Annotated in this window: 20 protein-coding genes, 7 tRNA genes, 1 other RNA gene and 1 pseudogene; 15 read left to right on the top strand and 14 right to left on the bottom strand. The window is 40.2% G+C overall.

Going from position 1 to position 26081, the window contains the following annotated elements:
- The first annotated feature begins 62 nt into the window (after positions 1 to 62).
- The 6 genes from BMI76_RS02020 to BMI76_RS01995 all read left to right on the top strand — a co-directional run bounded on the left by BMI76_RS02020 (position 63) and on the right by BMI76_RS01995 (position 570).
- A tRNA-Phe gene (locus BMI76_RS02020) sits at positions 63 to 135 on the top strand.
- Positions 136 to 150: 15 nt separating this feature from the next.
- A tRNA-Tyr gene (locus BMI76_RS02015) sits at positions 151 to 231 on the top strand.
- 4 nt (positions 232 to 235) lie between these two features.
- A tRNA-Trp gene (locus BMI76_RS02010) sits at positions 236 to 306 on the top strand.
- Between the two features lie 14 nt (positions 307 to 320).
- Positions 321 to 393: transfer RNA gene (locus BMI76_RS02005), tRNA-His, on the top strand.
- Between the two features lie 6 nt (positions 394 to 399).
- Positions 400 to 471 (top strand) — tRNA-Gln (locus BMI76_RS02000).
- A 15-nt stretch (positions 472 to 486) separates the two neighbouring features.
- A tRNA-Leu gene (locus BMI76_RS01995) sits at positions 487 to 570 on the top strand.
- A 74-nt stretch (positions 571 to 644) separates the two neighbouring features.
- Here BMI76_RS01995 and BMI76_RS01990 read toward each other — a convergent pair.
- The 5 genes and pseudogenes from BMI76_RS01990 to BMI76_RS01970 form a co-directional block, all read right to left on the bottom strand.
- Entirely contained in the window at positions 645 to 1778 is a 1134-nt protein-coding gene (locus BMI76_RS01990) for a site-specific integrase (RefSeq protein ID WP_075345947.1), read from the bottom strand.
- Positions 1779 to 1781: 3 nt separating this feature from the next.
- Positions 1782 to 1983 (bottom strand): annotated as a pseudogene (locus tag BMI76_RS01985) (DUF3173 domain-containing protein).
- A 59-nt stretch (positions 1984 to 2042) separates the two neighbouring features.
- The gene (locus BMI76_RS01980; protein WP_001096843.1) at positions 2043 to 2429 is read right to left on the bottom strand and encodes a hypothetical protein; all 387 of its coding nucleotides are present in this window, start codon (positions 2427 to 2429) and stop codon (positions 2043 to 2045) included.
- Between the two features lie 2 nt (positions 2430 to 2431).
- Complete coding sequence (locus BMI76_RS01975; RefSeq protein ID WP_075345946.1) at positions 2432 to 3628, bottom strand: replication initiation factor domain-containing protein; 1197 nt, start codon at positions 3626 to 3628, stop codon at positions 2432 to 2434.
- A gap of 40 nt (positions 3629 to 3668) precedes the next feature.
- Entirely contained in the window at positions 3669 to 4145 is a 477-nt protein-coding gene (locus tag BMI76_RS01970; protein ID WP_075345945.1) for a hypothetical protein, read from the bottom strand.
- Positions 4146 to 4466: 321 nt separating this feature from the next.
- Between BMI76_RS01970 and BMI76_RS01965 the strand changes: the two genes are divergently transcribed.
- From BMI76_RS01965 to BMI76_RS01935, 7 genes are all read left to right on the top strand, one after another.
- Positions 4467 to 4913 (top strand): helix-turn-helix domain-containing protein, encoded by a 447-nt coding sequence (locus tag BMI76_RS01965; RefSeq protein ID WP_075345944.1) that lies wholly within the window; start codon positions 4467 to 4469, stop codon positions 4911 to 4913.
- Between the two features lie 16 nt (positions 4914 to 4929).
- Positions 4930 to 6723: an AIPR family protein gene (locus tag BMI76_RS01960; RefSeq protein WP_075345943.1), complete on the top strand. Its 1794-nt coding sequence runs from the start codon at positions 4930 to 4932 to the stop codon at positions 6721 to 6723.
- A gap of 681 nt (positions 6724 to 7404) precedes the next feature.
- Complete coding sequence (locus tag BMI76_RS01955) at positions 7405 to 9087, top strand: collagen binding domain-containing protein (protein ID WP_075345942.1); 1683 nt, start codon at positions 7405 to 7407, stop codon at positions 9085 to 9087.
- 251 nt (positions 9088 to 9338) lie between these two features.
- Positions 9339 to 10301, top strand: coding sequence for a glycosyltransferase family 2 protein (locus BMI76_RS01950; protein ID WP_075345941.1), 963 nt, complete (start codon positions 9339 to 9341; stop codon positions 10299 to 10301).
- Positions 10298 to 13222, top strand: a complete 2925-nt coding sequence (locus BMI76_RS01945; protein WP_075345940.1) for a YfhO family protein — start codon at positions 10298 to 10300, stop codon at positions 13220 to 13222. Before BMI76_RS01950 ends, BMI76_RS01945 begins: the two co-directional genes overlap by 4 nt.
- A 33-nt stretch (positions 13223 to 13255) precedes the next feature.
- Positions 13256 to 14272, top strand: a complete 1017-nt coding sequence (gene galE, locus BMI76_RS01940) for a UDP-glucose 4-epimerase GalE (RefSeq protein ID WP_180372821.1) — start codon at positions 13256 to 13258, stop codon at positions 14270 to 14272.
- 169 nt (positions 14273 to 14441) lie between these two features.
- Entirely contained in the window at positions 14442 to 17243 is a 2802-nt protein-coding gene (locus BMI76_RS01935) for a YfhO family protein (protein ID WP_075345938.1), read from the top strand.
- A 449-nt stretch (positions 17244 to 17692) separates the two neighbouring features.
- On the opposite strand, the gene BMI76_RS01925 is transcribed toward BMI76_RS01935, so the two are convergent.
- Complete coding sequence (locus BMI76_RS01925; protein ID WP_075345936.1) at positions 17693 to 18568, bottom strand: LysR family transcriptional regulator; 876 nt, start codon at positions 18566 to 18568, stop codon at positions 17693 to 17695.
- 102 nt (positions 18569 to 18670) lie between these two features.
- On the opposite strand from BMI76_RS01925, the gene BMI76_RS01920 reads away from it, so the two are divergent.
- Complete coding sequence (locus BMI76_RS01920) at positions 18671 to 19699, top strand: YeiH family protein (RefSeq protein ID WP_075345935.1); 1029 nt, start codon at positions 18671 to 18673, stop codon at positions 19697 to 19699.
- A gap of 61 nt (positions 19700 to 19760) precedes the next feature.
- Here the strand turns inward: BMI76_RS01920 and BMI76_RS01915 are convergent, their stop codons facing one another.
- From BMI76_RS01915 to BMI76_RS01880, 8 genes are all read right to left on the bottom strand, one after another.
- A complete protein-coding gene (locus BMI76_RS01915; RefSeq protein WP_075345934.1) occupies positions 19761 to 20522 on the bottom strand; it encodes an ABC transporter permease subunit in 762 nt (253 codons plus the stop codon).
- Positions 20519 to 21424, bottom strand: a complete 906-nt coding sequence (locus BMI76_RS01910) for an ABC transporter ATP-binding protein (RefSeq protein WP_075345933.1) — start codon at positions 21422 to 21424, stop codon at positions 20519 to 20521. Before BMI76_RS01910 ends, BMI76_RS01915 begins: the two co-directional genes overlap by 4 nt.
- Positions 21421 to 21627, bottom strand: a complete 207-nt coding sequence (locus BMI76_RS01905; RefSeq protein ID WP_075345932.1) for a PLDc N-terminal domain-containing protein — start codon at positions 21625 to 21627, stop codon at positions 21421 to 21423. The genes BMI76_RS01910 and BMI76_RS01905 overlap by 4 nt, the downstream gene beginning before the upstream one ends.
- Positions 21608 to 22714 (bottom strand): helix-turn-helix domain-containing protein, encoded by a 1107-nt coding sequence (locus BMI76_RS01900; RefSeq protein WP_075345931.1) that lies wholly within the window; start codon positions 22712 to 22714, stop codon positions 21608 to 21610. Before BMI76_RS01900 ends, BMI76_RS01905 begins: the two co-directional genes overlap by 20 nt.
- 426 nt (positions 22715 to 23140) lie before the next feature.
- Positions 23141 to 23213, bottom strand: a tRNA-Lys gene (locus BMI76_RS01895).
- A non-coding RNA gene (gene ssrS, locus BMI76_RS01890) (6S RNA) lies at positions 23213 to 23407 on the bottom strand. The genes BMI76_RS01895 and ssrS overlap by 1 nt, the downstream gene beginning before the upstream one ends.
- Positions 23408 to 23472: 65 nt before the next feature.
- Positions 23473 to 24741 carry a replication-associated recombination protein A gene (locus tag BMI76_RS01885; protein ID WP_075345930.1) on the bottom strand — a complete coding sequence of 423 codons (1269 nt, stop codon included), beginning with the start codon at positions 24739 to 24741 and terminating at the stop codon, positions 23473 to 23475.
- A 30-nt stretch (positions 24742 to 24771) separates the two neighbouring features.
- A complete protein-coding gene (locus tag BMI76_RS01880; RefSeq protein WP_075345929.1) occupies positions 24772 to 25263 on the bottom strand; it encodes a GNAT family N-acetyltransferase in 492 nt (163 codons plus the stop codon).
- Between the two features lie 203 nt (positions 25264 to 25466).
- Here BMI76_RS01880 and BMI76_RS01875 point away from each other — a divergent pair, with 203 nt between their 5' ends.
- On the top strand, positions 25467 to 25937 hold the full coding sequence (locus BMI76_RS01875; protein ID WP_075345928.1) for a DUF3013 family protein: 471 nt from the start codon (positions 25467 to 25469) through the stop codon (positions 25935 to 25937).
- The last annotated feature ends 144 nt before the right edge of the window (positions 25938 to 26081 follow it).

The following is a 26081-nucleotide window of genomic DNA, read 5'->3' as shown; positions in this document are numbered from 1 at the left end:
GGTAGCTCGTCGGGCTCATAACCCGAAGGTCGTAGGTTCAAATCCTGCTCCCGCAATAGAAAGGCTCGGTAGCTCAGTTGGTAGAGCAATGGATTGAAGCTCCATGTGTCGGCGGTTCGATTCCGTCCCGCGCCATAGTATATAATTTTAGGAAGGGTAGCGAAGAGGCTAAACGCGGCGGACTGTAAATCCGCTCCTTCGGGTTCGGGGGTTCGAATCCCTCCCCTTCCATATTACGGGCATAGTTTAAAGGTAGAACTAAGGTCTCCAAAACCTTCAGTGTGGGTTCAATTCCTACTGCCCGTGTTTATAGTATTTTGGCGGGTGTGGTGAAGTGGTTAACACACCAGATTGTGGCTCTGGCATGCGTGGGTTCGATCCCCATCACTCGCCTATTATTGGGGTATAGCCAAGCGGTAAGGCAAGGGACTTTGACTCCCTGACGCGCTGGTTCGAATCCAGCTACCCCAGTTCTTAATGATACTAGCCGGCGTGGCGGAATTGGCAGACGCGCTGGACTCAAAATCCAGTGTCCGCAAGGACGTGCCGGTTCGACCCCGGCCGCCGGTATAGTATTAAAGACAAGGTTTTAGGACCTTGTCTTTTTTTCTCTGTTGTATGTTGAGTTACCATTTTTTTCCAATTTAAAATAAATCGTCAAGTTTATTAGCCAATGATTTCTGTTTGCTTGGGTACAAATGAGAATAAGTATCTATTGTTGTTGTTATTGATACGTGTCCTAATCTTTCTTTAACAACAAGATAATCTTCTCCTTGATTTATTAGTAATGATGCATGAGAGTGTCTCAAATCATGAATTCTTATTTTATTTAAATCTTTATCCCTTTCTAGTATTTGCTTAAACTTCTTATCAATCATATTTTTTGTAATTGTTATTGGTGTATTCTGTATTATTTGTAGTTCGTCTGTATTTTTCGTAAATTCCTCAAGTTTTTCTTTTTGTTTTACCTTCCATTCTTTTAGCATTTCTGCTAATTTCTGATTGATTGTTATATTTCTAGTTCCTGATCGTGTTTTTGTTATATTAATGTAGCTTGTATTATTGACAAAGTATACCGTTTTGGTAACGTAAATCGTATTTGTTAAAAGATTTATATCATTCCAGTTCAATGCGAGGATTTCTCCCATTCTCATCCCTGTAAAGAAAGCAATTACGAAAAACAGGTCATAGCTTATTTCATCATCTCGAATAAGTTCTCTAAATCTCGTGAACTCTTCTATACTCCAAAATTTGATATTGGGCTTCCTAATTGGTAATTTTCTCAGATTCTCAACAGGATTTTTATCAATGAGGGATTTTCTTATACCAGTATCAAAAATTTTTTTAAGTAGAATTAGAACTTTATTAATTGTATTATAACTTAAAGTCTCTCTTTCATTTTGTTTTTTAGGTTTTGTTTTTAGGTATTCACGAAATTCAAATATATGGTCATACGTTAATTTATTTAAATTTGTATTTTTAAAATATGGTTTAATATGACGCTCATAATTGTTTCTTTGTGTACTTGTATAGCTTATTTTTCTGCCATTTTTCAAATCGTCTTCTTCAAGCAACTGGAATAACATATCTGTTGTTACTACAAAGTCAAATTGTTTTTCTTTTAATTCTACAACTCGAATATGTTGTTCTAGTTCTAGGGCTTCCTTTTTAGATTTTAATCCTTTTCGAATGATACGTATTCTTTTTTGTGTGACTGGGTGGAAACCATTAGAAACATCAACGGTCCATTTACCACTTTTAGTTTTACGAATAGTCATTCATTATGCTTCTTTCTGGAGTTGAATTCCTAATAGTTCTTCAGCGACACTGGCTGGAATTGTACCAATCCGTTTGTTATCGTAGATGTTAAAACCACGATTTACTAATAGTAAATAGTAATTTGCCGGTGTGGATAATCTTTCTTGCAGTTCCTGGAGCAAATCCAAGTTCGATAAGGTCATCTTTTGTTACAGTTTTAATCATGTTATCTCCTTTTCTAATTAGATTAAGTAAGGGGAGGATTAACTCCCCTTGTCTGATACTTATTTTTGTTTTACATCTACTAAATGGATAGCATCCGCCTTGTAATACATTGTCGTGCTAATCATAGTAGCTTGTAAATTGTCAAATGTAACTGGTACCTCGTCCATTGCTTGGATATAGTCATTATCAACCAAGGCATCTGGATTGTCTACTGAGACTTGGGTTGATTTCTTTTTGAATTGTCCATCCTTGATCGTTACATTGTATTTCCAACCTATGATTTTATCGGTATTAAAACGTCTTTCGCTACCATCTCGGTTTTTGATAATTTCTCCGTTTGCATCTGCTCGGACTTCCGTTTCAAATTTTGGAATGACTTCATCCAATTCAAATTTTGTTCCAATGTTATTAAAATTCCAGTCATTTTGTGAAAGCATTTTTGCCATAATTAATTTCTCCTTTTGATATTTTCTTTGATTATAGGGATCAAATCTTCTCTTTTAAAGAGAAGTGCCCTTTCTATTAATCCACTTGCTAAATCTGGTGGATATTCCATATTGTTGAGTGCGAGATAGTTATATTTCTCATACTCATGCAGTAAGTTATTGTCGTATAGAAATTTATACGCTTTTAGAATAGCTCCAGAACCTTTATAGGTAAACCATTCTAATTTTTGTTCTAGTTCTGTTTTTGGTTTTGAAATAATGATAGAGACAGGTTTTGAGTAACCTAAAAACTTTTCCCAAGATCTCAAAGGTTTTGAGAAGTGACTATCACTATAGAACCTCACTTTTTCTTTGAGATATCCCTTGGTAAAGTTGAGAAGATCTATTTCTGAATGCAACCATTCTTGAATGAAGTAGTGAGCTTTTTCTTTCCTAAGTTCTAACTCAGTTCTTATCCAATTTTCTATATATCGCTTGCTGATACCGAGCTTCTCAGCTCGTTCTAAGCGTTTATCGTAAATTCTAAGTCTTTCATTATCATTGGGTTTTCTTAAATATAAGGTCTGGCCGATTGTTTCATCTCCGTAGGTATTGTAGTAGGTGCTTTTTCCATATATAAAGCGTTTTTTCTGACAAATTTTTAGAAGCTGATTAGGAGTGAAATAGGGTGTTTCATTAAAATCATCTATTGCAATATCAATTCGTCTTACTGAAAATTGATTGTAATTGTAGTAGAGGTTGTTCAGAAACTGTCTTTCGGACAGACTATTTGGATCTAATACCATATCTCTATAGAACTCGAGTGCCTGTCCTGACATGACAAGCATGTAGGACGACTCTTTCACTCCATAGTAGATACGGATATTCCCATAATGAAGCTGGCTATTATAGTTATAGTATTTAAGGCTCCCTTTATTCTCAATAAATAGGTCATAGTCAAGAAATAGAATATCTTCGATTATTTCTCTTGGCGAAAATTCAGTCTTATCAAACTGAATTTGAATCCAGTCAAATACAGAACGTAAATGTTCATTTTTTGCCATAGATTTTGATTCAACTTTTTGCCTAATTTTGCCACCCTTAAAATCTCCGAAACCCTTGGAAATACTGAATTCTTTCGATGGTACACCTAACTTGCAGAGGGTGGTGTTACTACACACCCTAACGGTCAAAAATGGTCCGTCCGCATCTACGCTCATTTTCGGCTTTCTGCCTCATGGCTCAGCCGAAAACTCGCTATTAGCCGAACCTATTTTTTGACCTCTTCTGAACAAACCCTAATAAACCGGTTTGCATCGACTCTTCAATATCTTGGATTTTCTTTTTTAGATTGGTATTATCATTTTTTATCAGTCGTATTTCTCGCTTAAATTCCTGTTTTAAGGCGCTCAGTTCATCATAGAGCTCATCTATTACTTGGTGGTTTAGGAGTTCTTGCTCATTGTCTGCTAGACTCCCAAATACTTTTTGTATAGCCTCTTTTAGACCTATTTCAAGTTTTAGATTAGCTAACTTTTGAAATTGTCTAAGGTCTTCGTCTGTAAAGTCATAGGCAACTGTGTAACTTAATTGATGAGTTCTGGAATTTCTACTGATAGGAATTTTAATTTTCTTAAATTCCTTGCCACTTATCTCTTTAATCAGTTCAATCCAATTTTTAAGAGTAGAGGTAGAGTTTAGGCCAGAAATTTGATTGACTAACTCTTTATTGGTCATTTTTTTGTGAAACCTCCGAAATTTTTTGTGCAACTGAGGAGTTTTCTGTGGTATAATTGTTACATAATATGTTTTGATCTTGGAACGAACGGCACATTTGTTTCAAGATTTTTTTATTTTGTCGAATCTTACCTCCTTTATTAAAATTTTTTAAATCGACTACTAATTACATACGCTTTTACCTCCTTTTATGCTATAATATTCTCAATGGAATATTTAATCTCAAAAGAAATATTCCTTATGGAATAATTCTATTTTATACCGTTTAGAATATTTTGTCAAGAAAAAATATTCGAATTAGAATATTTTAAAGAGGGGTTTATGTATTTAAAGGATTATAGTTTTTCAGATAGATTAAAAAGTCTAAGAAAATCAAAGAAACTAACTCAAGTACAAATTTCAGAATTAATCGGTGTTCAACAAGGAACTTATTCTCGTTGGGAGAATGGTACTCTAGAACCTGGATTAGAATATGTAGTAAAATTAGCTAATTTATTTGAGACTACGACTGATTATTTACTAGGACAAACACCTTATTCAGTAATTGACAGTATACCGTTAGAGCAGATAGATATTTCTAATATTGCTAATTTTTCAAAAAAAGAATTTGATATTTTAAAACATTCTATAGCAGTTGAGGTGACAAAAAATAAAATTAAGTCGTTGAAATTAAAAGATAGTATAATTGAAAAATATGATTTATCAGGAAAGGATAAAGAGCTTTTAGATACTATTTTTGAAGAAGTAAAAACATATTGGGAAAATTAATTTGGGGGAAATTCAAATGAGTGCAATTATTGAAAACGAAATAAAGAAAATTATGGAATTAGCTAAAATTAGAGGGGAAGAGCTTACTGAAGAAAGAGCTTTTGATTTTCTAGTATGTGCATTGACATGTTATAATTCTTTGGACTACAGTAAATATTGGTATGAAATAATAAACCAAAATATAACTGATGGGGCAAATGATGGTGGTATTGATTTTGTATTTTATGATGATGAAAACTCTAAAGTTATAATAGGTCAAAATAAATATTCTAAGAATTGTGATGTCAACGGAGTGGTGTCAGAAATTGATAAAATCAACTCCACTATAAGAAACTTTAAAAATAATAATACATCCAACTATAGTAAAATTTTAAAGGAAAGATATCTTAATGTTATTGATCGTTTAAATGACGAAAATGAGGGAAATATAGAAATAGTATTTGCATCCTTATCCTCGTTTAATATAGCTAAAGTTGAATCAAGAGTTGAACATAACTCTCAATATTCAGAGCTATTATTTTATAGTGAGAATGAAATTGAAAAAATTATCGAAGATTTACAAACAGCACTTAATGTTGTTGAGGAATTTAAATTTGATATAGATCAATCTAAAAATGTTCTAGAGTATCGCTCTAATAATTTTGAAGGCAGTGTTTTGAACATTAGCGCAAACAGTTTAAAGAAAGCCTATGATAAATATGAGAGCAAAGGTCTATTTAATTTGAATATTAGGAGATATATTAAATCGAAAAGTGTCGATGATGGAATAATTAATACAATAAATCATGATAAAGATGACTTTTGGTTCAGAAATAATGGTCTTACGATAGCTTGTAAGGATTATATACTAGATGGGAATACTGTAAAGATATATGATTTTTCAATCGTAAACGGTGGACAAACTACTACATTGATAGCTAAACATCTAAAATCAGTATCAGATGATTTTTATGTGATGGCAAAAATTATTAAAAGCGTTGAAGAGCTTGGGAGCTCGGAAACTATGAATTTTTTCAATGAAATCGCAGAAGCAACAAATTCGCAAAAGCCAATACAACCTCGAGATCTGAAATCAAACGCACCAGAGATGCTTCAGCTTCAAAGACTATTAGATGAAAAAGGATATTTCTTAGAAATAAAGAGAGGGGTTGTAGCTCCAAGAAAATATGGGGATAACAAGATCAAAAATGAGGAGCTAGCTCAGCTAATATATTCCTTTGTTTCCCAAAAACCTGGAACAGCTAGATCAAATAAAAAATCACTATTTTCAAATAATACTCATTATAAACAAATTTTTCGTCAAAAATATGGAAAGAATCCAAATCAGGTCGACTTTTTAGTTGATTTAATTCAATTGAATAAGAGAGTAGATAATTCCATTTCTAAATTTAAGAATAATGAAGCTTATTCTAATTTAAATATAGAACAACTAAATGTTCTAAATAATTCTAAATTAGCCATTTTTGCTTTAATGGGTTTTATATACAGACTTGTTAACCAAGATTTTAAACTTGACACTCAAAAAGTCGAGGAAGATCTCGAATTTTTTGAATATGGTAAATTTATTTCAAACTATGTTGATGATGATGTCGATAAATTGATTGAAAAATTAATTTTTGAATTGGTTGAATTTTTAACAGAAACATATAAAACAGAATTTGAAAAAGGGAATACTACTAGTATTAGTAATTTTTTAAAAACAGATAAAAATTATACTCAAACGATTTTAGTTAAGTATATAAGTGATTTGAAAAAACGTGATAACTTACAGGATTTAATTAAGTACTTTGGTGGTCTATTTAAAAGATAGAATACTTGGAATAAATATTTTTTTTAATAATGCTATGACTGAGTTACCAAAAAGTTACTAAAATTTGAAAAATGAGTCCATTTTGCAAGATTTAAAAGTTTTAAAACTCTATTATATCAAGGTTATAAGATTAAAAAAATGTATTCATAGAACTCAAAATCCAGTGTCCGCAAGGACGTGCCGGTTCGACCCCGGCCGCCGGTATAGAAAAAGACCCAGCAGAATAAGATTTCTGTTGGGGTTTTAGATATAATACTATTTAATTTCAATTGCTATAAAATATTCTAATAATTTATAGGATAAATTTATCCTATATTTTTTGTTTTTCTCTTAAAAAAAATGATAGTATGAAACAAGAGAAAGCAGCAATATGACATTTTTATCTTTAATTCTGACCGATTTTGTGGTATTATAAATATGTTCCATATGACGCTTTCTAATGATGGTTTGGTCTCTTATTATTGTAGGTCATATGGGACTTTTGAGTCTAGAAAAATTTCTGTAAGCCCTGCGGTGGATTTCTCCGCTGCAAATAGGATAAAGCCTAATAATTAAAAAAGAAGATTGGAAAAGATCTTCTTTTTTATTATTTGTTTTTAATCGAAAATTTATTATTGACAAAAAAGTGAAAAACGTCTATAATGTCCTTGTAACAATTTTGTTGCAGAAAGGACTAAAAAAATGAAAAGAAAAGGTTTATTAAAACTATTAAAGTTTTTTGGAACCGTTGCCATCATTTTGCCAATGTTTTTTATAGCCCTAACTAAGGCTCAGGCAAGTGATGTCAGCAGTAACATTTCATCGTTGACGGTATCACCGACTCAAATCAATGACGGCGGCAAAACCACTGTTCGCTTTGAATTTGATGAGCATGCTCAAAAGATTAAGGCTGGCGATACCATAACTGTTAACTGGGAGAATTCAGGAACAATCAAAGGATCTGGTTATAGTAAAACCGTTCAGCTGACAGTTCAAGGCCAGTATGTCGGTGATTTGGTAGTGACGCAAGACAAAGCGGTCGTTACCTTCAATGACGGGATCACTGGCTTGCACAACATCACCGGCTGGGGTGAATTTGAAATCGAAGGCCGGAATTTAACGGACACCACCGAAGCACATACTGGCAGCTTCAGAGTTACCAGCGGCGGCCAGACAGCTGAAGTCAGCGTCGTTAAATCTGCTGCGGGAACTACCGGCGTTTTCTACTACAAGACTGGGGATATGCAGACAGATGACACTGATCACGTGCGCTGGTTCTTGAATATCAACAATGAAAGAGCCTATGTAGATACTGATGTTCGTATTGAAGATGATATTCAGTCAGGTCAGACATTGGATATGGACAGTTTTGAGATTACTGTAAATGGCAGTGAATCTTACCGCGGCCAAGAAGGTATTAATCAGCTTACCCAAAGATATGGAGCAACCATTTCAGCGGATCCGGCTAGCGGTCATATCAGTGTTAACATTCCTCGAGGCTATGCTTCTTTGAACAGCTTTAGCATCATGTACTTGACTAAAGTTGATAATCCTAAGCAAAAAACTTTTGAAAACAACAGTAAAGCTTGGTACAAGGAAAATGGGAAAGAAGCTGTTGAGGGTAAAGAATTTAACCATTCTGTAGCTAATGTTAATGCGGCCGGCGGTGTAGATGGAAATACAACCACTACAGAAGAGCCAACGACTACAACTGAAGAACCAACAACCACTACAGAAGAGCCGACGACTACAACTGAGGAACCAACAACTACTACGGAAGAGCCGACGACTACAACTGAGGAACCAACAACCACTACAGAAGAGCCGACGACTACAACTGAGGAACCAACAACTACTACGGAAGAGCCGACGACTACAACTGAGGCTCCAACCACAACGGAAGCTCCAACAACTACAGAGGCTCCAACCACAACAGAAGCTCCAACGACTGAAGGGGAAACAACCACAGAAGCTCCGGTAACGGAAGAGCCAACGACTACAACGGAAGCTCCAACTACTACGGAAGCACCGACAACGGAAGCTCCAACCACTACGGAAGCACCGACAACAGAAGAGCCAACTACAGAGGCTCCAACGACGACGGAAGCTCCAACAACTACAGAGGCTCCAGCAACGACAGAAGCATCTTCAGAAACAACAAAAGCTGAAGAAAAGACTACTGAAGTTAAGGAACCGGAAAAAACAACGACAACAGCTCCAGCAGGTAAAACTTCAAACAAACCTAATAAGCCATCAGGCAAACAAAATGCTGGTGCTAAGGGACTTCCAAGCACAGGCGAAGAAAGCGGCACTGTTTTGTCACTTCTCGGTCTTGCAGCTGTCTCAATGACTGGTCTATTCTATTACCGTAAACATCATAATTGATATTGATTAAAAATAGGATGAAAGAGGCAGGGACAACAGTCTTTGCCTCTTTGTGTTCTTAAAAATAGTTTAGAACAGGTTCTGTTCACCCTAAATAAGGCTTTTCAGCTGAGAAAAAGAACGTTTTTTGAGACGGACGATTTGAGGATGGGAATAAAAGACCTCGAAAAGTCTTTTGAATTATGATAGAATACAATTGGTATAATGCTGTTTTTGGACAAAAACAGCAAGATTAACGAGGAAGGGTTTGTATGAAATTATCAATCGTCGTTGCTTTTTACAATGAAGAAAAAATGATTGAAAAAACACATAGCGAGATTTCCAAGCAGCTGCAGGAGATGCTGGCACAAGCTAGTATTGATGACTATGAATTGGTTTATGTCAACGATGGCAGCAAAGATAAGACCTTAACCTTGATGAGGAGAATTGCAGATCAGGATCAGCGGGTCAGATTTATCAGCTTCAGCCGCAATTTTGGACGTGAGGGTGCTATTTTATCCGGCTTGAGGTATGCAACTGGCGAAGCTGTCATGCTTATGGATGGTGATTTGCAGCACCCGCCCGCACTGATTCCGGATTTTGTAGCGGCCTTTAAAGAAGGTTACGATGTAGTCAGCGGGCAGCGAGACCGTCAGGGAGAATCAAGACAGAGTACCTTTTTTGCCAGACTGTTTTACCGTTTCTCTAATCATCTGATGGATGTACAGCTGACCGACGGGATTTCAGAATTTAAACTGTTCAGCCGGAAAGCTGTCAATACTATTTTGTCCTTGCCGGAGTACAATCGTTTTTCCAAGGGAATCTTCTCGTGGATTGGCTTTAAAGAAAAGGTTATTCCTTACAAAAATCATATCCGAGAAGCCGGTGAGAGTAAGTTTGGTTTCAGACGTTCCATGAACTATGCCTTTCAGGGCATTATCTCCTTTAATGATAAACCTTTGCGTATCTGCATTCAGTTTGGTTTTGCCTGCATTGGTTTTGCTTTGCTGTATTTGCTGGTGATGTTTATTGCTTATTTTGTCAAACCGGAGATTCTCGTCAGCGGTTATTTTACGACTTTGGCAGCCATCATTCTTTTTAGCGGCGTACAGCTGATTTCGATAGGCATTCTGGGCGAATACATTGGTAAGATTTACTATGAAGTGAAACGGCGTCCGCATTATATTGTGGATGAGACTAATATTGAGAAAGCAAAAGAGGATCTAGTCGGATGAGTCACGCAACACGTAAAGAAAAAAAGCAAAGACTGCCTTTCAAAGCAAATAAAAAGGCGCAGGTGCTCCTTTTGAGCGCGCTTCTTCCCATGCTGATTATGCTTGTGGTCTGGTTTTTCATGGGGGTTTTTCCTTTTGGCAGAAATACCTTGATGGCTGTTGACTTTGGCCAGCAGTATATTGGCTTGTATGGCTTCTTAAAGACCACTGTTTTAAGTGGAGACTGGTCGGGGCTTTTCTATTCCTTTTCCAAGTCTATTGGCGGAGCTATGATTGGGGTCTGGGGTTTCAATCTCATCAGTCCTTTTAATCTTTTGTACATTTTGCTGCCGCTGACCCAATTCAAGTGGGCTGTCTTTCTGACCATTTGGCTGCGCTACGGAGCGATGGGACTGAGTTTTGCCTATCTTTTGATCAAGCGTTACAAGGCCATGGATTATAATCTGTGGCTGCCGCCTCTTATGGCTGCCGCCTACGCTCTGTCAGGCATGATCGTTTCTTATCAGATGAATCCGATCTTTTACGATGCCATGATCATGCTGCCCTTGCTGATCGTATGTCTGGAAGAAGTGATTGACGGCAAGAAGCCTTTTAAATACATCTTTCTCTTGGCTTTGACCATGCTGCTGCATTTTTACATGGGCTACATGATCTGTCTCTTTATTGCCCTTTATACCTGCTATTATGCAGCGCCCCGCTTGGCAGAAAAAGGGGACTGGAAGGTGAAATTGGGAGCCTTCTTTATGCCTGTCTGGCGCGTTGTTTATGCGTCTGTTCTGGGAATAGCGTCGGTCTTCTTTCTGCTTTATCCCATCTTTTTAAACCTTCTGCGCAGTAAAGGGGCTTATGACAGCCCGATGACCTTTAGCTTTGCCCTGCAGATCAATCCTTTGGATATTTTATCAAAGCTGATGATTGGCGGTTTTGACAATGAATCTTCTTGGGCAGCCGGGCCTAATCTGCCTAATATTTACGTGGGGGCTTTGGCTCTGGTCGGCTTCTTTCTTTACTTTGTACAGGCCAAGGCTCATAAGTTTCGCAAGATTGCAGCCGGCCTTATCAGTTTCATTTTCTTTGTTTCTATCGTTAATGAATTTGCCAGCAAGATCTGGCACATGGGGCAAAATCCGGCCGGTTTCTTCTATCGGTTTTCATGGATTGTTTCTTTCTTTATGGTGCTCCTTGCTTATCAGGCCATCAGAGAAGACAAGTATCTGGGCTGGAAGGGACTGGTGACAGGCCTTGTCCTGAGTTTTGCTTCGGCTTATTATGTCATTAATCATAGTTATACTTACATTGCTAAAAGTCAGCCCAAGGCTGTTACAAGTTTTGTCAACCATCACAGTATATTGACAGGACTGTTGATAGTGGCTGTGTTTGGCGGTTTGGCGGCTCTTTCTTGGCAACGTCTCAGCCGTTACAAAGAAGCCAGACTGTGCGCTGTTGCAGCCAGCCTCTTTGCTATGGTTGTGTCCTTTTTCCTGCTGAGCAAGGGTTTCTTGCTGACTCAGGTATCTTTGACCCTTATCAGCTGGCTTTTAATCTTGATGTATTTTGCTCTGCGTCCAAAGAGCAAGCTCGTTTGGTCTGCCTTGGCGCTGATTACTGCGCTTGAATTGGGCTACAATGCCTATCTTTCACAGGTTACCATGGCCTACGCCGATGCGTATAAGTTTACAGACGTTACTAAGAATATGAAAGAGCTGGTCGATGTTATCAAAAAGAAAAATAAGGCTGGCTTCTATCGGGTAGGATCAAGTTTTCTTTATTCCAAAAATGATCCTTTCCTCGTTTCTTACCCCGGTTTAAGCAGCTTTAGTTCCAACATGGAAAAATCAACCATCAATCTTTTCAATTCGATGGGAGATGTCGGGGGCAATGCGGCAACTTTCTATGCCAACGGAACGGCTTTGACAGACGCTCTTTATGGCGTTCGCTACTATATTGACCGCAAGGAATACACGGTGACAGATATGGAGCGGCATCCTAACTGGCAGTTCTTTAACCGTAATTCTACGCGTTCAGACCTTACAGCTTACTACAAACCGATCTATGAAAATAAGCGATTTATCATTTATGAAAACCCCGATGTCTTTTCTGCGGCTTTTGGAACCAATACGCTGACGCGAAATATTAAGTTTGGCCTTAATAACCCTGTGTCCAACCAAAATATTATCCTCTCATCAATGTCTGGTGTTGAGCAGAAATATTTTGAATATGTCGGCATTCCTAAAATTGAACTGTTCAATATGCAGGAAGTCAATGAAAACGGCCAACGGATTTTCAAACGCATTGATAAGAAGCAGCCCGGCACGGTTAGAATCATCTTTACGCCTCAGACTGACTTTACCTACTATTTCCAAGCGCCTTACAGCCTGCGCAAGTCCATGGGAAATATTTCCATCATGCTCAATAACCAGTGGTATCACTATTCGCAAAGCTATGACCAAGTTCAGCTTTGGAATCTGACGGATAGAACACCGGGTCAGGAAATGGTTCTGCAGCTGCAAACCTCTCAGGATGATCAGATTGATTTGACCAACATGGCACTGGTCCGGGCCGACCAAAAGGCTATCAGGAAGGTTATCAAGGAACGCCTGAAGCAAAATATGACGGTTACTAAGTGGACGAATACCTTGGTTAAGGGGCATGTCACGATTACAGATAAGAGCAATGTCATGATGACAAGCATTCCTTACAATCCGGGCTGGACAGTCAAAGTAGACGGCAAGAAAGTACAGACCAGTGAAGCTTGGGAAAGCCTGCTGTCCTTCCCGATTACAAGCGGGAAACATCAAATTGAAATGACCTTCCTGCCGCAGGGACTGCTGACAGGAATTGCCGTCTCCATCTTCTCTCTGGCTCTCATTGGTTTCTTAAAGTGGTACGATAACAGAACAGGAAACAATGAGTTATTTTAACAATAATTTGTCTGGTTAGGAAGAATTATGCTGATTAAAAAGATTTTGGTGACTGGGGGAGCCGGCTTTATCGGCTCTCACACCTGTGTTGAATTACTGAATCAAGGTTATGACCTTGTTGTTGTTGATAATTTACTCCGTTCAAATTCCAAGAGCCTGAAGGTTATTGAGGCTATTACCGGCAAGCCGCTCAGCTTTTATCAGGCTGATATCAGAGATCAAGAAAAACTGACTGCCATTTTTGAAGCAGAAAAGGTTGATGCTGTTATTCATTTTGCCGGTCTCAAGGTCGTCAATGAATCCAGCAGCATGCCTTTGGATTATTATGATAATAATGTTTCAGGAACGGTGACACTTTTGCAGGTGATGAAGACTTTTGGCTGCAAAAATCTGATTTTTTCATCGTCTGCCAGTGTTTACGGTAATGATGCTCCGGTACCGGTGCCCGAGGATTCGCCGCGTTCAAGCCTGACGCCTTATGGACGGACAAAATTGATTATTGAAGATGTGCTGACGGATTTGGCGGCTTCAGATGCTGCCTGGAATATTGTTATTCTGCGGTATTTCAATCCTGTCGGTGCTCACCCTTCGGGTGATTTGGGAGAGGATCCTAAAGGCAGACCCAACAACCTGATGCCTTATGTGACTCAGGTTGCACTGGGAAAGCTGGAGAAGGTTCAAGTCTTTGGCAGTCATTATGATACCAAGGACGGAACCGGGGTTCGTGATTACATTCATGTTGTTGATTTGGCGCGCGGCCATGCTGCCGCCATCCAGAAACTGAAACCTCACTCGGGTCTTTCCGTCTACAATTTGGGAACTGGAAAAGGCTCATCTGTCTTAGAGGTAATTAAGGAAATGGAAGGAGCTGTCGGTCACCCCATATCTTATGAAATTGCTGACAGACGCCCTGGGGATATTGCAGTTTCTTATGCTGACGTCACAAAGGCTAAACAGGAGCTCAACTGGCAGGCAGAATATGATCTCAAACGTATGTGTCAAGATGCTTGGCGCTGGCAGACTAAGCATCCTAACGGCTTTGCAGAATAACAGTCTGAGGTCTGCCATTCTCGCTGTTTAGAGGTAATTAATTAGGAGGCGTGGGACAACACCCATGCTCTTCTTTTTAAAGCCTGATGAGCCTTAAAAGAAGCGTTAACAATGATTTTGAATTATGATACAATGAGAATAATGAGTGAAAAGTAAAAATGGAGATACGATGGTAGCAAGAAAAGAAGAAGATACAAAGATGGTTCAGGGAACCGAAATTTCTCAGGAGTCCCCGCAGCAGCTATCGAAAACCTTCAGCCGCTCGCAGCGCAGATCCAGGCAGCAAAAAGAGCTCAGCCGGCATGATGATGGCAAAGAACCCGCGGAGAAGTCCCCTCTTAAAGATACGCTGAGCTTTTTAGCAGCCTTTAGTCTGCCGATTTTGGTGATGGTGATTGTTTTTGCTGTGATGAAGCTCTATCCTTTTGGCACAAAGACGATCATGAGCGGTGATTACACCTTGCAGTACATTCCGCTTTACCGTGCCTTGGGACATGCTTTTAAACACCTCGATATCGGCGCTCTTTTCTGGTCCTGGCATAAGGGAATGGGCGGTGTGATGCCGCCTGTCTGGGGATTTAACAGCCTCAGTCTCTTTAGTTTGGCCATTGGTTTGACTCCGGCTAAATTCCTTAATCTGGCTGTTTTTCTGGTAACCGTGCTGCGTCAGGGATTTGCGGGCCTTAGTTTCTATTATTTCCTTCACAAGCGCTATGAGGCTTATGGCAATCGGTTACTCTCCGTCTGTATTGCTGCGGTTTATGGCTTGAGCGGTTTTTTGATTGTGCATCAGGTCAATCCTAACTTTTTGGACAATCTCATCTTACTGCCGCTGTTAATTATTGGATTAGAAAAGATTCTCGATGGGAAGGGCAGTCTTAAGTATTCTTTGGTCTTGGCTGCCATGTTTATCACCCAGTTCTACACGGCTTATATGGCAGCGCTCTTTGTTGTCTTTTATAGCTTTTACTATCTCTTGGCCAAGAAAGCTGCCTTTATTTTCAAGATCAAACAGCTCTTTCGGCTTTTCCTGTATTCCCTTTTGGGAGTTGGCCTGAGTGCCGTCTGGCTGCTGCCGGTTTTTTATGGTTTGCTGGATACCAAAGTAGCAGGAGGGGAGCAGTATCCTTGGGTCTTCACCTTTCTCTACAATCCTCTCAAACTGCTCATCAAATTTGTTCCGGGTGCTGCCAGCGGAGAAGAGTGGGGAGATTTCAATACCCTGCCCAATTTCTACGTTGGTGTGCTTGGCTTTATCGGTCTGTTTAATTTCTTTTGGACAAAGACCATCGATTTGCGAAAGAAAATCAGCAGTTTTGTCTTGCTGGCCTTTTTACTGCTTGCCTTTTCCAATGCTGCTGCCATTCGGCTTTGGCACATGGGGCAGATGCCGGTCGGCTTTTATTACCGCAATGCCTGGCTGTTGAGCTTTGTTTTCCTGCTTATCACCTACCAAGCTTTTCAAAAGATCAGCTCGTGGAGCCGCCTGCAGCTGTCGCTCACCCTTGTTTTGGTGCTTTTGGCTAATGTTTATGTGTATTTTGCAGTGCAGGAGAAATCCTATACTTTGGTCACTATTTGGCAGCAACTTGCTATGCTTGTGCTTGCAGTTCTGATTGTCCTGCTCTTTTCATGGCGTTCTGCTAAGAATTGGCAGCTTTGTCTGCTGCTGCTTTTAAGTATGGCTGATATGGGCATTAATGCTAAGTTTACAATCGAGAGAAATCTATGGCACAGTCCCAGCTCGGTTTTGCAGGCAGAAAGCAAGCAGGAAGCTTTCTATCACAAGCTAAAACTGCCTAAATCAACATTGGTACGTATGGAGAAAAGCAGTGCCAATACCTGGAATGATTCACTGACCTATAATTATTACGGTATCAATCATTTTACGTCCAGTGTCGAATACAAAAATCTGGAATTTTTAGGAAATCTGGGACTCCCTTCCTCAACGGCTATTGCGATGTATGCGGGTGGCACACCGCTGACAGATGCGCTGTTTAATCTGCGTTATTTTGTGGATAACGGCATCTGGAGCTATTCAGCCCGAAAAGACTTGGGCAAGTATTATCAGCCTGTTCAGCATCTTAAAAATGCAAGCTTGTTAGAGAATAAAACAGTGTTTGGTTTAGGCTTTTCAGGTGATGCGGCTATGCTCAAAACCAAACTGGACGATAAAGATGTCGCGGCTAATCAAAATAAGATTTACCACGGTCTTTCGGACAGTATGGAAAACCTTTTAGAGCCTTATCGGACGGATATGACACTGGATAATGTCACCTTAATCAACGGCGAAAATGGTCAGCAAATCTACAGACGCCAGTCGTCTGAACGTCCTGGGATTATCCGTTTCAAGTGGACTCCTGCGGACAGCAATGCCTATTACCTGTATTCTGCGAGGATCAGCTCAGGCAACCTGTCTCACATCAAACTGTCTGTAAATGGACGGGCCTATACAGTCTTTGACCGTTACCGCCATCCTCAGCTGTGGAATTTGGCAGCTGACAGCAAAGGTCAGGAGCAGACTTTTGAAATTCAGCTGACAGATAATAATCCGCTGGATATTGCTGATTTGAAGCTTTACCGCTTTAATGATGACAGTTTTCAGACCTTTGTAAATCAGAAAAAAATTGCTAAGTGGAACCCCAGCAAGGTGACGTCAAAATCGCTTTCTGGGACAGTGACACAAGCTGAGGGCAAGGATTATTTACTGACCTCTATTCCTTATAATTCCGGCTGGCGCGTGAAAGTTGATGGCAAACGCGTCAAAAGTCAAGAAGTTTGGAATGCCATGCTGGCCTTTAAATTACCTGCAGGCAAGCACCGCATCGACCTCTACTATGTTCCGCAAGGATTAATCTTAGGCGGACTTGTAACCCTGTTCTCAGCTGTTTTATCCATCAGTATCCTGCAAAAAAGCCGCCGTCAAAAGAAACTGGCGGAAGAAGAGGACTTTGATGAAGAATTTGACTGAGAAATTCTGTCTCTTCTGTAAGGCTTGCTGCTAAGCCTATTAGTAAAAATCTAACGGCTGTAGCAGCTTCTTTGCTCATCTTGAAAAGTCAGCAGGGAGGCTGGGAGACGCTGCGCCAGCAGCTGGCCTAAGAAAGCTAGGCAGCTGGCATGAAATCCTTGGCAAATGCATTTTGGAAAGAAAAAGCCTATACGCTGGCAGCCATCATAAACTGCACTCCAAAAGTTAGACAGAAAATCTAACGATTGGGGTGCTTTTTGATGAAATTAAGTTATGAAGATAAAGTAAGAATATATGAGCAGAGGTAAGTTTCATGGTTCCGCCCAATTCAGCAGCCTTTTTGGCAATTTCTGCCTTGAGCTGACAGGCACTTAAAATAAAAGCTGGAACAGTAGAAGGAATGTGAAAACAAGACACTGGTGAGGTCTCCTAATAAGGCAATAAAATAGCTAAGAATGCGTTTTGATAAAGTTTAAAATCTCTTTGTACTGCTCTTGGAAAAAGCTGTTTTTGTTCCAAACAAAGGTAAAATCATGGTAGACTGGGAAATCTTCCAGCGGTATTTCGATCAGTTTTCCGTTTTTTAGTTCTTTGTCAACGACACTGCGGTAGAAAAAAGAAATGCCGCGCCTGCGCATGACCAGCTGTTTGATGGTGTTGAGGTTGCTGATTTCACTGACCTTCTGAAAATCGCTTATGGCCAAATTTTTCGCTTTTAACACGGTATCTAAAACTTCGCGCGTGCCGGAGCCCTCTTCCCTGACAATCAAAGATTCCTGCAGCAAATCGGTCAGCTTTGGCCTTTTTGCTGTTAAAGGATAGGAAGGTGAAGCTGCTGCGATAAAGGGTTCATGCCTGTAAACAGAACTATCATAGCGTTCTTGGGAAAAGAATCCCTCGATAATGGCAAAGTCAATAGTTCCTTTATCAAGCTCTTTCAGCAGTTTTTGCGTATTGCCGATAGTCATTTTTAATTCCAGCCGAGGCCGAGCCTTCATCAGCTGTGACAGCGGCTCGGGCAAAACGTACTCACCGATGGTCATTGTAGCACCGAAATAAAGCTGTGTCGGTGTTTCATGAACCGATTTTTTAAAGTGTTTAATATCGTGAGCCATGGAAGTGAGCATCAAAAAAAGCTTTTCGGCTTCAGCGGTCATCCGGCACTGCTTGCCCTTAAAAACAAATAAAGTGCAGCCGTATTCCGCTTCTAAAGCTTTGATATGTTTGCTTACTGCCGGCTGTGTGATGTGCAATTCGTTTGCAGCTTTGGTGAAATTTAAGGTTTGGCAGACAGTAATAAAGGTTTTAACACGGTAATCTAACATTTTATCATTCCTTTTTGTTATTATAACATAATAAATCATAATTTTACATCATGATTAGAAATCGTTATAATGAAAGCAATCAAATACTGATAAGGAGATTTTATGACGAATCGTTTCATGCTTAAATTACCAGGAATTGTCCTTTGCCTGGTCATTGCTTTGCCAGCCTGGTGGCTGGGGCAGCTCTTTCCAATCGTTGGGGCGCCTGTATTTGCTATCTTTCTGGGCATGCTGCTGGCTGCTTTTTATCACAGACGAGAAAAGACAGAAGCTGGAATTGCTTTTACTTCTAAATACATTTTACAATTTGCAGTTGTTCTACTGGGCTTCGGTTTAAATTTATCGCAGGTGCTGTCAGTCGGCAGGACCTCGCTGCCCATTATTTTGGCAACCATAAGCTCATCTTTGCTGCTGGCTTTTCTTTTACAAAAGTGGTTTAAGCTGGATGTGCGAACAGCGACCTTGGTAGGTGTTGGCTCTTCCATTTGCGGAGGCTCTGCTATTGCCGCGACAGCACCTGTTATCAAGGCTGATGATGAAGAAATCGCCAAATCTATTTCCGTTATTTTTCTTTTTAACATTTTGGCGGCTCTGATTTTTCCAACCTTGGGAGATATGCTGGGACTGTCGAATCACGGCTTTGCGCTTTTTGCAGGAACAGCAGTTAATGATACTTCATCTGTGACAGCAACGGCAGCAGCCTGGGACGGTCTGCACCATTCCAATACGCTGGACGGCGCAACAATTGTTAAGCTGACGCGAACCTTGGCCATTATTCCCATCACTTTGGGGCTGTCTTTTTACCAAGTTTACAAGGCTAAAAAAAGCGGACAAACTCAAGAGCACACTGTCGCCATCAAGAAGGTCTTTCCCATGTTCATCCTTTATTTCATTTTGGCTTCTGTTTTGACAACCCTTTTGACGGGGCTGGGCTTTAATCCTCTTGTCTTTGAATCGCTTAAAACTCTCTCTAAATTCTGCATTGTCATGGCCATGAGTGCGATAGGGCTCAATACAAATATTGTCAAGCTGATTAAAACAGGCGGACAGGCGATTGCTCTGGGGGCTTCCTGCTGGGCAGTCATTACCTTAGTCAGTCTTGCCATGCAGTACTTTTTAGGCATCTGGTAAAGGATTTTTATGGAATAAGAAAAGCGGGACTGTGCCTTTAAAGGGCCGTTCCGCTTTGATTTTATATTTCGCTTCTTTTGAAGGCAAGATTTGCCGCTGCCAAGTTCATCAGAATCAAAGCTATTACCAGCAAGAACAGCAGCTGGTAACGGTGTAGGGAAAAATGTCCCAGCAAAAGGTCTGACTGCTTTTGGATAAGCAGCAGGGGACTGAAATCTTTGATGGGTTTCATGACATTGATTAAGAAAAAAGCTACGATTACAGTGAAAATTCCCAGCAGGACAGCGCTGTTTTTCTTGAGCAGAGAAGAAAATAAGAGAATCAAACTAATCAAGAGAAGGCCAAATAGCCAGCTTCCCAGATAGGCGGTTATTTTGTGCAGCCCCTTATTATTAAAATAATACAAGGTATAGCCATAGTGGACAGCGGACCCTGCAAGATAGGTAAGGCTCCAGATGAAAGACAGGACACTAAACTTAGCTGCAATGACTGATGTTTTAGACAGTCCCTTGGTGATCAAATTAATCAATGTGCCTTTTGCTAGTTCCTGAGTAAGTGTCCCGCTAAACAAGAAAACGAGAATAACAAGTCCTAATTGGTTGATATTCTTAAAGTATTGGGTATAGGAGTCTATGTAAGTTGGCTCGGGAATGATTGGCCTCAAATTTTTGGGCAACAGACCGGCCATAAGATCCGGCATCATAAGAGCAGTAAAGGGTCCCAGAATTCCAAAAAAGATGCCGCAGATAAGCATTGCAGCGCTTTTGTGAGTTCTTATATTTTCCAACCATTCTTTTTTGAGCATGACTGATAAATAGTTCATGATATAACCTCTAAATACAGCTGTTCTAAGGACTCATCTGCTGCCTCTATAAAGGTAGGGAAGACTCCTAGCTCCATCAGTTTTTGATAGAAATCCTTTAAAATGTCACTGCTAGCGGCGTTCTTTTTAGCAGGGAGATAAATTTTTATCTTGTTTTCATCCTCTTCAAGCTGGAAGTGCTGCTCCAAAATTGGGCGGTCTTCTTTTTTGACTTTCAGCACAACAGTATAAAGGACTTTCTCCTTTTCTGCGCTGCGAGCTTTTAATTGGCTGAGATTTTGAATCGTATGTTTGCTCAGCACCAGCACATCGTCGCAGATTTTTTCAACATCGGACAGTATATGCGTTGAAAAGATAACCGTCTTTTTTCCTCTTAGATGTGAAATGAGTTTTAAAATATCCTGTCTGCCTTTTGGATCAAGGGCGCTTGTCGGTTCATCGCAGATGAGTATTTTAGGATTGTGAATAAGAGCCTGAGCCAAGCCTAAGCGCTGTTTCATACCCCGGGAATAAGTGGCGATCAGCTGCTTGCTGTCTTTTAAACCAACCTCTTCCAGCAAAGCCTCCACCCGCTGAGGCTGTCTACCCTGAGAAAATCCTGAGCATAATTTAAGGTATTCTGCAGCAGTCATATAGTCGTAAAATTCAGGCACATCAGGCAGATAGCCGATGAGTTTATTGGTAGGGGTGCTGCCAAAGGTAACTTTTTCATTAAAAATCTGGATATTACCGCTATCAATCTTGGTCAGTCCAAGCATCATTTTGAGGGTAGTTGTTTTTCCTGAGCCGTTTGGACCGACAAATCCATAGATTTTATTGTCAGTCAGTTCTAAAGACACCTGATTTAAAATGTGCTTATCTTTAAAAGATTTACTGACTTTCTCAAATGTTATGGCCTTCATTGTTTCTTTCCTTCAATCGTGATAAATAGGATTGGTCCCAGAATATTGGCACATAAGATGATTACCATCCAAGCTGCTTTACTGAGGTAATTTGTCTGTTTGATTCTTTTCAGTTTTACAAATGCTATGATGATTAAAATCAGCTGCAGTGCAAAAAGAGGAATGAGGAAGGGAAGATAGGTACTAGGAATCGTAAGGTTCATGCTGCAGCTCCTTTTTCAGTTCTTGAATGTCTTTGATAAAAGATTGGAATTGTGGATGGCTGTTTAGTTTAGCAAAGACTGGTGTATTAAAGGTCTCTTCCATTTGATTAATCAGCAGTTTTTTATTGGTAGGCGGAAGGGTTCCCATTGGCAGAGATTCCAGCCAGTCGTCTATCGTATAAAAGAAGGAATCCCCATGCAGCTGAAATTGCTTGAGCAGATTTTTGCAGCACTGCAGCAGCTTACCTAAAAAAGTTATTGCTTTTTCTTCCTCCGAATCAATGTAATAAAGGGCTAGAGTATAGTAGCATTTGATGGCAGAGTTAGGATGCAGCTCTTCCAGTTTAAAAAGCTCTATGAGACCAGTCATTCGCCTGATGATTTCATGGCTGTTTTCCTTGGTCTCATAACTGATTAAAGTGGACAGAGACTCAACCATTAATAAAATTTGCTGATAAAGCTCTACCTGCAGGACTTCCTTAGCTTTTTCAATATCACCTTTTAGGGCATAACTGTTAGCCAGTATCAGTTCCTCGCCAAGTTTATAAGGCCTGTTATGATAGATTTCTATAATGTCATCGTATTTTTCATTTTGGAAGAGGATAATCACTTTTAGCATGATTGCCGACTGAATTTCAGTTTCTGCCGAAGCATGGCTGATAATCTTGTTCAGCAGAGCCAAAGCCAGTTGTGCAGTCCGGTCTTTTAAGCCTTTATTGTCTAAAAAAGAGTTGACCATAAACTGAACGAGCATGAGCAGAGTCTTGTAATCATTTAAATACTGCTTAGACAGCTTTTCAATATTGGCCAGGCTTTGATCAGCTGTGAATTTCTTTTTGTTATTTTTCAAATCATTAAACAGTTGACTGCGTTCCTGTGATGAAAGGATCTTTTTGTGGCCAATTAAATCATCGACACTGATATTAAATAAATTAGCCATTAAGACAAGATAGTGAATATCAGGGGTAGCCTGATTGTTTTCCCACTTAGAAATGGTTGCCTTTGTTAAATGTAAGTATTCACTCAGCTGTTCCTGTGTAAAATTGATCCTAGTCCGGTTTAAATAGATATTTTGACCAATGTTCATAAGGCCCTCCTTGCCTTTAATTATATGGTATCTTCTATAGAAATTAAAGTTCCAATCTAGATACATATAGTAAAAGGAATTTCCCGTTTGGAAACTCCTGATGCAAAGCTTAAGAAAAGCAGCTGTTATGAAAAAGCTGGTCAAAAAAAGCCTTAGCTCTGCCAAGCTAGGGCTTTTCTTATAGGTACGAACTTCCTCATTCGCCCCATCACTGTATCTGTTTATATTGATTTTGTCAATTTTTGTTTATTTTTGATAGAACTTTTTAAGGATATGACGACATTGCGAAAAGCCTATTTCCATTTGTTGGAGGAGATACGGGATGAATGGTTTGAGCGAGAAAAGAGCATGGACCAAAGCATGAGCCAGAGCCAAAAAAGCATAAAGAAAAGCCCGATATGACAGGCTTTTCTCTGTTGAGTTAGATACCCCCTACAGGGCTCGAACCTGTGACCCATGGATTAAGAGTCCACTGCTCTACCAACTGAGCTAAGGAGGCAAAATGCTGTATTGGCACCGATGATTCACGTTTTGTATTGAACCCGCACACTTAAAGCAGGTGGGCAACTCGCTTCTCCTTTAGTTGCTTCCGCGTGGAACGGCCTGCATACTGGAGAATGACTTCTGTTTCCCGATAATACAAAAAAATAGTCGGTCAACACTTGGATGTGAATTCGTATGCCACAGCAATCTTCTCTAATTATGATACCATATTGTTCAAAAATTTCAAGCTAAAAATTTAATTTTTTCTGGTCGCCTTACTTTAGGAGTTCATCGATTTTGTCCTTGTTAGCTCCCAGAGCTCGTTCATATTTGCCGGTTTGATTGGCTGTGAAATAGTCAGCTCCTTTGATTTTATCGGGGAGGTATTGCTGTTTGACCCATTTTTCAGGATAGGCATGCGGGTATTTATAACCTTGGGCATTGCCCAGTTCCTTGCTGCCCGCGTAATGTCCGTCACGCAGATGGCGGGGTATGGGAAGATTTCCATTTTGCCTAAGGTCAGCCAGAGCCGCATCAATAGCTTCATAGGCAGAATTGGACTTGGGAGACAAAGCCAGATCAATCACGACATTGGCAATTAGGATTCTGGCCTCAGGAAAACCAATCTGTTTGGCAGCTTCAAGTGCTGTTACGGTATGAATTTGGGCGTCGGGATTAGCCAGCCCGATATCTTCATAAGCAATGACAATCAGCCGTCTGGCTAAGCTGGGCAGATCTCCCGCCTCAATCAGTCGGGCTGCATAGTGCAGGCTGGCATTGACGTCTGAACCGCGAATGGACTTTTGCAGGGCAGACAGGACGTCGTAATGACCGTCTCCGTCTTTATCCATGGTAATATAGCTGCGCTGCAGACTGTTTTCGACAGTATCTAAGGTGATATGGCGCAAGCCGCTGTCATCAGGCCGGGTAGACATGACGGCTAAGTCAAGTGAGTTATAAGCCGAACGCAAATCGCCGTTGGTTGCCAGAGCAATAAAATCAAGGGCATCCTCATCCAGCTTTACCTCAAAATCAAAGCCCCGTTCTTTGTCAGCAAGGGCAGATTTGAGGGCTTGTTTGATGTCATCAGCGGCCAGTGGTTCCAGCTCGAAAATCTGAACCCGGCTTCTGATGGCAGGTGTCACTGAAAAGAAGGGATTCTCAGTTGTTGCCCCAATCATAATGATTTGGCCGTTTTCTAAAAGCGGTAGCAAAAAGTCCTGTTTCGTTTTGTCCAGACGATGGATTTCATCTAAAAGAAGCACCAGACCGCCTGAGAATTTAGCCTCTTCGGCAATTTCCTGCAGACGTTTTTTGGTATCTGTCGTCGCGTTGAATGTACGAAAAGCATATTTTGTGGTTCCGGCAATAGCAGCAGCGATAGATGTTTTGCCGATACCGGGCGGTCCGTAAAGAATCATTGATGACAGGCGATTGGCTGCGACCATGCGCGAAATGATTTTCCCCTCACCGACCAAATGCTGCTGCCCGATTACTTCAGCAATATCCCGCGGACGCATGCGCAAAGCTAGATTATTAATCATGAATTTCCTTTCTTTGTTTTTTTACAGCAGTTAGGCTGCAGGGCGTTCTTTCAGGTCAAAACTAAAAATAAGATCGTCAACATACTGACTGCGAAGAAAGAACTGCCGCTTTAAACGTGCTTCTAGGCAAAAGCCCAAGCTTTCATAAAAAGCAATAGCAGGGCAATTAGTAGACAGCACATGAATGATAACGATTTGATAATCATTTTTGACAGTGTCTAGAAAAGCCTGAATCAGTTTCTTGCCAATACCTTTTCTGCGCTGGCTGCTATCAACTGCGATACCAAAGCTAACAACATGGCTGCCGCTTGGAAAGGAATAGAGCGAACCGTAATCAAGGACAGCCAGAATGCGGTCCTTTTCTTTAGCCACTAAGAAATGCCTGCCCTTTTCAAAACTTTTAATCAGTTTATCCTTACTGGCAAGAGGTAAGGAAACAGGCGTATTTTCGCTTGACCAAACCGCATTTTCCAGTGCAATAACTTGGTCAAGTTCCATTAGTTCCATAGGTTTAATCAGCATGTTGACACCTCGGCTTTTTAGCACTATTGTAACACATTTTGTCAAAAAGATGTTTTTGCAGGACAGCGGGTATGCTTGAACTTACAAACTGTTTGCTGCTGATGGTTTGCAAACTTGCTGCCGGTGCAAAAATTTGTTCTCGGAGCTCTTATGAAAATCTTATATGTTATAATGGAAGAAAATGACATTAGATGGAGAAACTGATGGCGAAATACGGCTTTTTATCAGTGCTGGAAGAAGAGTTAGACAAACATTTGGATTTTGACTTTGCTATGGATTGGCAAAAGAAAAATCATGCAGTAGAGGTCACCTTTATTTTGGAGGCGCAGAACGCTGACAGCGTGGAAACTATTGACGACAGGGGCGAGGTTTCCAGTGAAGATATTGTTTTTGAGGATTATGTCCTCTTTTACAATCCCGAAAAATCGCAGTTTACTGCGGAAGATTACTTGGTGAGCATTCCCTATGAGCCCAAGAAGGGCTTATCGCGCGAATTCTTGGCCTATTTTGCCCAATTTTTAAATGAAACTGCTTCAGAGGGCTTGAGTGATTTGATGGATTTTCTGGCAGATGATGAGGCAGAAGACTTTGCTATTGCTTGGGACAGCGCAGCTTTTGACCAGGGCAGAGCAGAACTCAAAGAAAGGGAATTTTACCCTTATCCGAGGTATTAGACAAGGAAAAATACATAGAAAGGAAGTTTGGTTAGCAGGGCTAACTGAACCCGCCCTAAGCACTGAGCCAAAAAATAAAGCTCTCCTAGATGCCAGCATGGTCGGAGGCTTCCTATTTTGACTTTGTGTTTTACGGGCTTGGTA

Origin of the sequence: Streptococcus sp. 'caviae', assembly GCF_001937065.1 — a bacterium.
Taxonomy (GTDB): domain Bacteria; phylum Bacillota; class Bacilli; order Lactobacillales; family Streptococcaceae; genus Streptococcus.
The sequence above is the reverse complement of the archived record's forward strand: the minus strand, read 5'-3'. Positions and strand labels throughout refer to the sequence as shown.